General features: G+C 70.8%; 7 protein-coding genes and 1 pseudogene. 1 reads left to right on the top strand and 7 read right to left on the bottom strand.

Features of this window, described 5'->3' with window-relative positions:
- The 7 genes and pseudogenes from AC1DP0_RS13585 to AC1DP0_RS13555 all read right to left on the bottom strand — a co-directional run.
- A pseudogene (locus AC1DP0_RS13585) lies at positions 1-253 on the bottom strand (gfo/Idh/MocA family oxidoreductase); the annotation flags it as partial.
- Between the two features lie 5 nt (positions 254-258).
- Positions 259-2,661 (bottom strand): ATP-binding cassette domain-containing protein, encoded by a 2,403-nt coding sequence (locus AC1DP0_RS13580; protein WP_478085083.1) that lies wholly within the window; start codon positions 2,659-2,661, stop codon positions 259-261.
- Between the two features lie 248 nt (positions 2,662-2,909).
- Positions 2,910-3,644: a glutamine amidotransferase gene (locus tag AC1DP0_RS13575; protein WP_478085082.1), complete on the bottom strand. Its 735-nt coding sequence runs from the start codon at positions 3,642-3,644 to the stop codon at positions 2,910-2,912.
- Positions 3,641-4,369, bottom strand: coding sequence for an esterase family protein (locus AC1DP0_RS13570; RefSeq protein WP_478085081.1), 729 nt, complete (start codon positions 4,367-4,369; stop codon positions 3,641-3,643). The genes AC1DP0_RS13575 and AC1DP0_RS13570 overlap by 4 nt, the downstream gene beginning before the upstream one ends.
- Before the next feature lie 25 nt (positions 4,370-4,394).
- Positions 4,395-5,537: an alpha/beta hydrolase-fold protein gene (locus AC1DP0_RS13565; RefSeq protein ID WP_478085080.1), complete on the bottom strand. Its 1,143-nt coding sequence runs from the start codon at positions 5,535-5,537 to the stop codon at positions 4,395-4,397.
- Between the two features lie 5 nt (positions 5,538-5,542).
- Positions 5,543-6,469: a type 1 glutamine amidotransferase family protein gene (locus AC1DP0_RS13560; protein ID WP_478085079.1), complete on the bottom strand. Its 927-nt coding sequence runs from the start codon at positions 6,467-6,469 to the stop codon at positions 5,543-5,545.
- Between the two features lie 10 nt (positions 6,470-6,479).
- Entirely contained in the window at positions 6,480-7,709 is a 1,230-nt protein-coding gene (locus tag AC1DP0_RS13555; RefSeq protein WP_478085078.1) for an ATP-grasp domain-containing protein, read from the bottom strand.
- 151 nt (positions 7,710-7,860) lie between these two features.
- On the opposite strand from AC1DP0_RS13555, the gene AC1DP0_RS13550 reads away from it, so the two are divergent.
- Complete coding sequence (locus AC1DP0_RS13550) at positions 7,861-8,469, top strand: HdeD family acid-resistance protein (RefSeq protein WP_478085077.1); 609 nt, start codon at positions 7,861-7,863, stop codon at positions 8,467-8,469.
- Positions 8,470-8,482 lie beyond the last annotated feature (13 nt).

The raw sequence follows: 8,482 nt of genomic DNA, 5'->3' as shown, positions 1-8,482 counted from the left end.
GGGTCAGGACGAGCACCGCGTCGACCTCCGCTCGCAGGTCGGGTGCGAGCAGCTCGTCCAGCGACTCGACGAGGCGTATGCCGTCGATGCGCTCTGAAGCGTCCGCGCGGCCCCGCTCGGCCGGGTCACAGACGACCGTGACGCGGCTGCCCTCGCCGGGGCGGTGGGCGTAGCGGGCGAGGCTGGCGCGCAGGCCGAAGCCCACGATCGCGATCCGCAGGTCGCGCTGGGAGGTCCCGAGGTCTGCCGTCACGCCGGTCAGGCTCCCACGTAAGCGGCAAGGTGCTCGCCCGTCAGGGTCGAGCGACCCGCGACGAGGTCGGCCGGCGTCCCCTCGAAGACGACGTTGCCGCCGTCGTGGCCGGCGCCCGGCCCGAGGTCGATGATCCAGTCGCCGTGCGCCATGACCGCCTGGTGGTGCTCGATGACGACCACCGACTTGCCGGACTCGACGAGCCGGTCGAGCAGGCCGAGCAGGTTCTCGACGTCGGCGAGGTGCAGGCCCGTGGTCGGCTCGTCGAGGACGTAGACGTCGCCCTTCTCGGCCATCTGCGCGGCGAGCTTGAGGCGCTGGCGCTCGCCCCCGGACAGCGTGGTGAGGGGTTGGCCGAGCGTGAGGTAGCCGAGACCGACGTCGGCGAGCCGCGTCAGGATCGTGTGGGCCGCCGGGGTACGGGGCTCGCCCTCCGCGAAGAAGTCGAGCGCCTCGGTCACCGGCATGGCGAGCACCTCGGCGATGTTGCGTCCGCCCAGCTCGTAGTCGAGCACCGCGGCCTGGAAGCGCCGGCCCTCGCACTCCTCGCACGTCGACTCGACGGTCGCCATGACGCCGAGCTCGGTGTAGATGACGCCGGCGCCGTTGCAGGCGGGGCACGCGCCCTCCGAGTTGGAGCTGAAGAGCGCGGGCTTGACGCCGTTGACCTTGGCGAACGCCTTGCGAATCGGCTCGAGCAGACCGGTGTAGGTGGCCGGGTTGCTGCGACGCGAGCCCCGGATCGCGCCCTGGTCGACGACGACGACCCCCTCGCGGTCCGCGACCGACCCGTGGATGAGCGAGCTCTTGCCCGAGCCTGCGACACCCGTGACGACGCAGAGCACCCCGAGGGGGATGTCGACGTCGACGTCGCGCAGGTTGTGCGTCGAGGCGCCCCGGATCTCCAGCGCACCGGAGGCCTCGCGCAGGGCCTCCTTGAGGCTGACCCGGTCGTCGAGGTGGTGGCCGGTGACGGTGTCACTCCGGCGCAGCGCCTCCACGGTGCCCTCGAAGACCACGTCGCCACCGGCGGTGCCGGCCCCCGGTCCGAGGTCGACGACGTGGTCCGCGATCGCGATGGTCTCCGGCTTGTGCTCGACGACGAGGACCGTGTTGCCCTTGTCGCGCAGCTGGAGCAGCAGCGAGTTCATCCGCGCGATGTCGTGCGGGTGGAGGCCGATCGTCGGCTCGTCGAAGACGTAGGTCACGTCGGTGAGCGACGACCCGAGGTGCCGGATCATCTTGGTGCGCTGGGCCTCTCCCCCGGAGAGCGTGCCGGCCGGACGGTCGAGGGAGAGGTAGCCCAGGCCGATCTCGGCGAACGAGTCGAGCAGGTGCTGCAGGCCGCGCAGCAGAGGAGCGACCGACGGCTCGTCGAGGTCACGCAGCCACACGGCGAGGTCGCTGATCTGCATCGAGCACAGGTCAGCGATGTTCTTGCCCTTGATCTTCGAGGACAGCGCCTCCTTCGACAGGCGGGTGCCGTTGCAGTCCGGGCACGTGGTGAAGGTGACGGCGCGCTCGACGAAGCGGCGCACGTGCGGCTGCATCGCGTCGAGGTCCTTGGAGAGCATCGACTTCTGGACCTTGGTGAGGACGCCCTCGTAGGTGAGGTTGACGCCCTCGACCTTGATCTTCTCCGGCTGGCCGTAGAGGAGCTTCTGGAGCTGCTTCGCCGTGAACTTCCCGATGGGCTTGTCCATGGGCAGGCCCGCGCCGCTGAAGATGCGGCCGTACCAGCCGTCCATGCTGTAGCCGGGGACGAGCAGCCCGCCCTCGGAGAGCGACTTGCTCTCGTCGTAGATCGCGGTGAGGTCGAAGTCGTTGACCGATCCCATCCCCTCGCAGCGCGCGCACATGCCACCCTGGTAGACGGCCTCACGGACGATCGAGGTCTCCTGCCGGTTGCCGCGGTCGGTCTTCATGACCCCGCTCGCGACCCGGGTCGGGACGTTGAACGCGAAAGCGGTCGGCGGCCCGATGTGCGGCGTGCCGATGCGGCTGAAGAGGATGCGGAGCATGGCATTGGCATCGGTCGCGGTGCCGACGGTCGAGCGGGGGTTGGCGCCCATGCGCTCCTGGTCGACGATGATCGCGGTCGTCAGGCCCTCGAGGAGGTCGACCTCGGGCCGCGCCAGCGACGGCATGAAGCCCTGGACGAAGGCGCTGTAGGTCTCGTTGATCATCCGCTGCGACTCGGCTGCGATCGTGGCGAAGACGAGCGAGCTCTTGCCCGAGCCGGACACGCCGGTGAAGGCAGTGAGCCGGCGCTTCGGCAGCTCGAGGCTGATGTCCTTGAGGTTGTTCTCCCGCGCGCCCTGGACGCGGATCGTGTCGTGGACGTCGGCGGGGTGCGCCCCGCGCGACGGGCCGGATGTCGCGGTCGCGGCGGCGGTCTTCGTCTCCATGCGACGTACGCTACGACGCCCCGCCCACCCACGTGGCCCGTCCCGATCGAGTGCCCATTTCCCGACGCCGCCGCGCGCAGGAAAGTGAGCACTCGACGGTCACTTCCAGTCGAGTGCGCAGTTCCCGACGCGCACGTCCAGTCGAGTGCGCAGTTCCCGACGCGCACGTCCAGTCGAGTGCGCATTTCCCGACGCCGGGGTGCGTCGGGAAGTGGGCACTCGAGTGTGGGGTGTCTCGGTCGCTGGGGTCAGGCGAACTCGGCGACGAACCGGCGCAGGACGTCGTGCGCGGCCGACGCGTCGGCGGCGCGGACGACGTCGATGATCGCGTCCTGCTCGTCCGGCCGGAAGTAGCCGAGTTGGGCGTAGGCCCGGATCCGTTCGACGAAGGCCTCAGGCTCCAGCTCGGGATGGAACTGTGTGACCCACGCGCACGGCCCGACCCGGTACGCCTGCACCGGGCACGCGTCGCTCGTCGCGACGACGACGGCGCCCGGGGGCGGCTCAGTGGCCGCCTCCTTGTGGCCGACGAACGCGGCGAAGACCTCGGGCAGTGGCCCGAAGATCAGGTCGTCACGGCCCGCCTCGGTCACGCGCACGGTCGTCGTGCCGACGGGCTCGCCGTAGGTCCGGTCGACGACGCCGCCGAGCGCGAGGCTGGTCGCGCCGACGCCGTAGCAGAGCCCGAGGTAGGGCACCTGGCGCGCCACGAGCTCGCGCACCAGCACGGTCAGCTCGTCCTCGACGCGCCGCTCCGTGGCCGACTTCGCCGAGTCCGGCTCACTCACGGTGAACGGGCTGCCACCCAGGACGACCCCTGCGTATGCCGTCACGTCCAGGGGCAGGACGGGTCCCTCCTCGAGGCGCACGTGCACGACGGCGTCCGCGGCGAGACCGGTCAGTCGCAGGAACGCCGACCGTTCCTGCTCCGCCAGCACGTCGTCGACCCGGGAGGTGAGCAGCAGGAACGGCCGTCCCGTCACGGGAGCAGGTCGTCGAGGTAGAGCGGGAGCATCGCCCACCACGTCGGCCAGTCGTGGTCGTAGGCGCTGCCCCAGTCGTCGACGCGGTTGGGGATGCCCTTGCTCCCGAGCACGTGGGCGACGGCAAGCGACTCCCCGACGTCCTCCCACCGGCCACTGCCCGAGGCGAGCACGACCATCCGGGTGCGCAGCACGTCGAGGGACGGGCCCTCGAGGTCGGGCAGGAAGCGCAGCGGCGAGCTGAAGTAGAGGTCGTCGTTGACGTGGCCGCCGAGGAACTTCTCGATGGCATACGTCCCGCTCATGCAGACCGCCGACTGGACGAGCTCGGGGTAGCGGCACGTGATGGCGAGGGCGTTGAAGGCGCCGATGGACGATCCGGCGACGGTGACCGGGACGTGGTGGCCGCCGAGGTCGGAGTGGATCGCCGGGATCACCTCGCGGGCGATCGTCTCGTGGAAGGCGTTGAAGAGGGCGAGGCGGTGCTCGACGGTGCCGCGGTGCTGGGCCAGGGCGCGGCCGGCGACGCTGTCGACGGAGTAGACCTTGGCGCGGCCGGCGGAGATGAGGGGCTCGAGGTGGGCGATCAGGTGGTGCCGCTCGACCTCCTCCGCGTCACCGCCCGCGGTCGGGAAGAGCAGCACGGGCGCGCCGTAGGTGCCCCACCTCGCAACGCTGATGTCCTGGCCCAGACGGTCGGAGTGCCACCGGTCGGTCATCTTCATGGATTGCCTGCCCTCTCAGTTGCATTCACTCGTAGACGAACTTCTGGGGTCCGGGGAAGAGCCAGGACAGGCCGTCCCCGAGACGGTCGCGCCAGTTCTCCCAGTTGTGGCCGTCGCGCGACTCCGCGTAGCGCACCGTCATGCCGGTCTGGCGGAAGACCGGGACCATCGACCGGTTCGTGCTGATGAGCGGCTCGTAGACGCCGCACGACATGAAGATCCGGTCGACGACCGCGGTCGGCTTCTCCCGGAAACGGTTGACGAACTTCACGACCGGGTCGAACGCCGGACCGCCGCCGTGCTCGAAGCCGATGTCGGTGAAGACGAGCGAGGCCGACTGGAGCATCAGCGAGCCGAAGAAGCCGGGATAGCGCACCGCCGTCGAGAGCGAGGCGACGCCGCCGAACGAGCTGCCCATGAGGCAGCGCGCCTCCGGAGCGTCGACCAGGGGTAGTCGCTCGGTGAGCATCGGCACGAGCTCGCGCGCGATGAACCGGGCGTGCGGCGCGTGGTTGGGATACTCCTTGAGCCGGTCGCGCGGCGGCACGAAGACCGCGACGAGCGGGTCGATGTCGAGCCGGTGGATGAGGTTGTCGAGGACGGTCTTCATCGCGGCGAACTGGAGGTAGTCGGTGCCGTCGTGCACGACGAGCAACGGGTAGCGCTGCGCCCGGTTGAAGCGGGCGGGCAGGTAGATCTGCACTGGCTGGTCGCGCCGCAGGGCCTTGCTGCGGACCTGCTCCTCGACGAGGGTGCCGGGCCTGGCCTCCGGGTCGACGGCGACCCACTCGGGCACGCGGTAGCCGACCGCGGCGCACACCGACGACGACCCCATCGGGCTGTGGGCGAGACGGGGGTTGAGCGGGTCGTTGAAGCGCTCGTAGTGCTCGCCCTTGCGGATCTCGATCTGGTACTCGACCCGCGACCCCTCGGGCAGCACGGTCGTCACGGCCCAGAGGTCCGACTCACCGATCCGCTTGAGCGGCAACGGGTCCGGCAGACCCACGACCCGGTGCCGCACCCACACCTCGTCGACGTCGCCCCGGTAGAGGAAGGTCGCCCGCTCGCCCTCGACGATCGGGCAGCCGTGGCGCTCGAGGAAGCGGTCGATCATCGGCCCGTCGAGCGGCATCCGATCGCGCAGCAGGTTGATGGCGAGGCGTTCCATGGCACTCATGCGGCGCCCACCACGGACACGTGACCGGTGCGGTCGATGACGCGGGCGCCCGGAGGCAGGTCGGTCGCGCCGTCGGGGAAGCGCACGACGGCGCCGTCGTCCAGGAGCAGCAGCCGGTGCTCGACGAAGCGCCTCGCCAGGACCGACATCCGCTCGTGGTCGTCGAGCTGCATGCGCCGCTTGGCGTGCGGCAGGGCGATGACGCCCGACACCCGGCCGAGCCCCGTGTCGTGCACCTCGGCCGCCGTGACGCCCTGCGGTGCGAAGTGGTGGAAGAGCACGACCTGGTCGGTCAGCGCCATCGCTCCGGCCGACCAGGCGACGACCGTCTGCTCGGGACGGAGCGTCACGTCGAAGAAGCGGAGCGTCCACAGCAGGGTGCGCACGTTGCCGCCGGCGATGACGACGGCCTCGCACTCGTCGAGGATCGCGCCGATCTCGCCTCGGTGCCAGCCCAAGGTGCCGCTCGCGTCAGGCGCCGCAGTGGCTCGGGTCGAGCGGTACAGCTCGGCAAGCTGGCTGGCATACCACCGGTCGACGTCGCGCACGGCCTCGATCGCGGCCTCCTCGGCGACGGGACCGACGCCGTGCAGCGACGTGCGGTGCGCGACCGCCTGCACGGCGTCGATCGCCGCCTGCAGCCGGATGCCGTAGAAGGCGCGCAGCTCGTCCATGCGGTCGCGGAACGCGAGCGCCGCCGCGGCGACGTGCCGGTCCTTGGCCAGCACGTCGAGCATCCGGTGGTGCAGCCGGAGGTTGACGCCGCGGCCGTCGAGGTGACCGGCGAGCTCGGCGTCGTCGGACTCGCGCTCCTCCCAGCCGGAGTTGACCATGGCGATGCGCCCGGTCAGCTCGAGGGCACGCAGGGTCGAACCGACCGTGGTGGTGAACCGTTGCGGTCCGAGCAGGATCGTCGTCGACATCGGCGGGTGCTCAGCCGGCGTGCATGTGGATGGTGCGGCCCACGTCGTCGAGCATGGCGCGCGCCGTGTCGAAGTCGGGGTGACGCAGCCGCACCCAGGCGTTGGCCATGTAGCCCGCCTCGACCGCCTGGGTGCCGTGGCCGACCGGCGGGAAGTGACCGTCCATGACCCACTCGCCGTAGCGCGACTGGATCTCGTCGATGCCGGTGTAGCCGGTGACCGACCCGTCGCGGTCGGGGCGCAGCGCGACGATGCCCGCGGCATACGTCCGCTTCATCTGCTGCTCGGGGGCGCGGTGGGTGATGACGTGCGCCCACTCGCGGTAGACGTCGACCTCGTTGGCGGCGGAGTAGACGTCCCACGCGCCGACACCCGGCGGCCGGGCGCCGATCTCGCTGAACTTCAGGCCCTTCGGGCCGTAGAACCACTCCATGTGCGTGGCTGATGTCTCGATGCCGAGCGCCTCGATGACGCGGCGGCCGAGGTCGCGGACCTCGGCGTAGAAGGCGTTGCCCGGCTCGTCGATGCGGTTCGTCGTGATGAACTGCGGCGAGACCCAGCGGTGGCGCATCGCCTCGAGGACGTTGGGGTAGTAGTGCGTCGCCCAGTCGTGCACGACGTGGCCGTCGAGGGTGATCGTGTCGTAGAAGCCCTCGTGCCCCTCGACGAACTCCTCGATGGCGATCGAGCTCGCCCCCTCGCGGCCGTATGCCGCCAGCGCCTCCTCGAGCTCGTGGTCACTGTCGACGCGGACCGTGCCCTGGGCGCCGGCGCCCGCGCGTGGCTTGAGGATGAGGGGGTAGCCCTCGCGCTCGGCGAAGGCGCGCGCCTCGGCGGCCGAGTCGACGGCGGCGCTGGCAGCCGTGGGGACCCCCGCCTGGCGCAGCGCCTCCTTCATCGACGGCTTGTCTCGGCACAGCCACGTCGTGCGCACGCTCGTGCCGGGGATGCCGCACACCTCGCGCACCTGCGCTGCCGGCATCGTGTGCGCCTCGACGGTCGCCTCGAGGGCGTCGATCCACACCTTGCCCTGGAAGTGACGGACCGCCTCGACCATCTGGTCGACGTTCGTCACCGACCCGACGCGGTAGTAGCCGCGCAGCGCACCGAGCACGTCGTCGCCGAGGTGGGCCTCGTCGGACTCGCCGATGCCGTAGACGTTCGCCCCCACAGAGGCGAGCGCGTGGACGAAGCGACGTTGGTTCGCCGGGAACGAGGGCTCCACGAAGATGATGTTCACCTCGCCGACGCTATCGGTCAGCCGGAGGGGTCGCCACGGCTGCCGTATGCCGTCGCGCGGGTCGCGCCCGAAACGCCGGCGGAGGTGGCCGTCCCGGGACGAAGATGGAGGTGTCGCATCTCGGGCATCAGCTCACCCTCAGGAGGAAGCCATGTCGCGGACCGTCCCGAACCCGGCATCACCCGCCACGAGCCCGTCCGGCTGGTCGGGCCCTCTCGTCGCACTGGGCATCCTGTCCCTCGTCCTGGGAGTGATCGTCCTCGTCTGGCCCGAGGCGACCCTCCTCGTGGTGGCGATCACCTTCGGGCTGCAGCTCATCGCGGCAGGGGCCGTGCGCCTCTCCGTCAGTCGGGTCCTGCCGAGCGAGCCGGGCTGGGTCAAGCCGGTCTCCATGGTGCTCGGCGTGCTCTCCATCGTCGCCGGTGTGATCTGCCTCTTCCGGCCCAACGCCTCGCTCTTCGTCATCGCGCTCTTCATCGCGATCGGCTGGATCGCCGAGGGCATCGCGGCCCTGGTTCAGGGTTTCGGCTCGGACCGCACGACCGGCACCCGCGTCTTCCTCATCGTCTGCGGCGTCGTGTCGATCATCGCCGGCCTCGTCGTGGCGATCTTCCCCGGGTCCTCGCTCGTGCTGCTCGCCCGGCTCGCGGGCATCATGCTCATCCTCATCGGCATCGCCGAGATCGTGGCGGCCTTCATGGCCCGCCGCGCGGCCGGCACGGGAAGCACGGGCAGCCGGCCGGCACCCGCCGCGGCCTGACGGCACACGACCG

Source organism: Terrabacter sp. P5_B1 (genome assembly GCF_056400505.1).
This window is presented reverse-complemented; position numbering and strand designations above follow the sequence as displayed.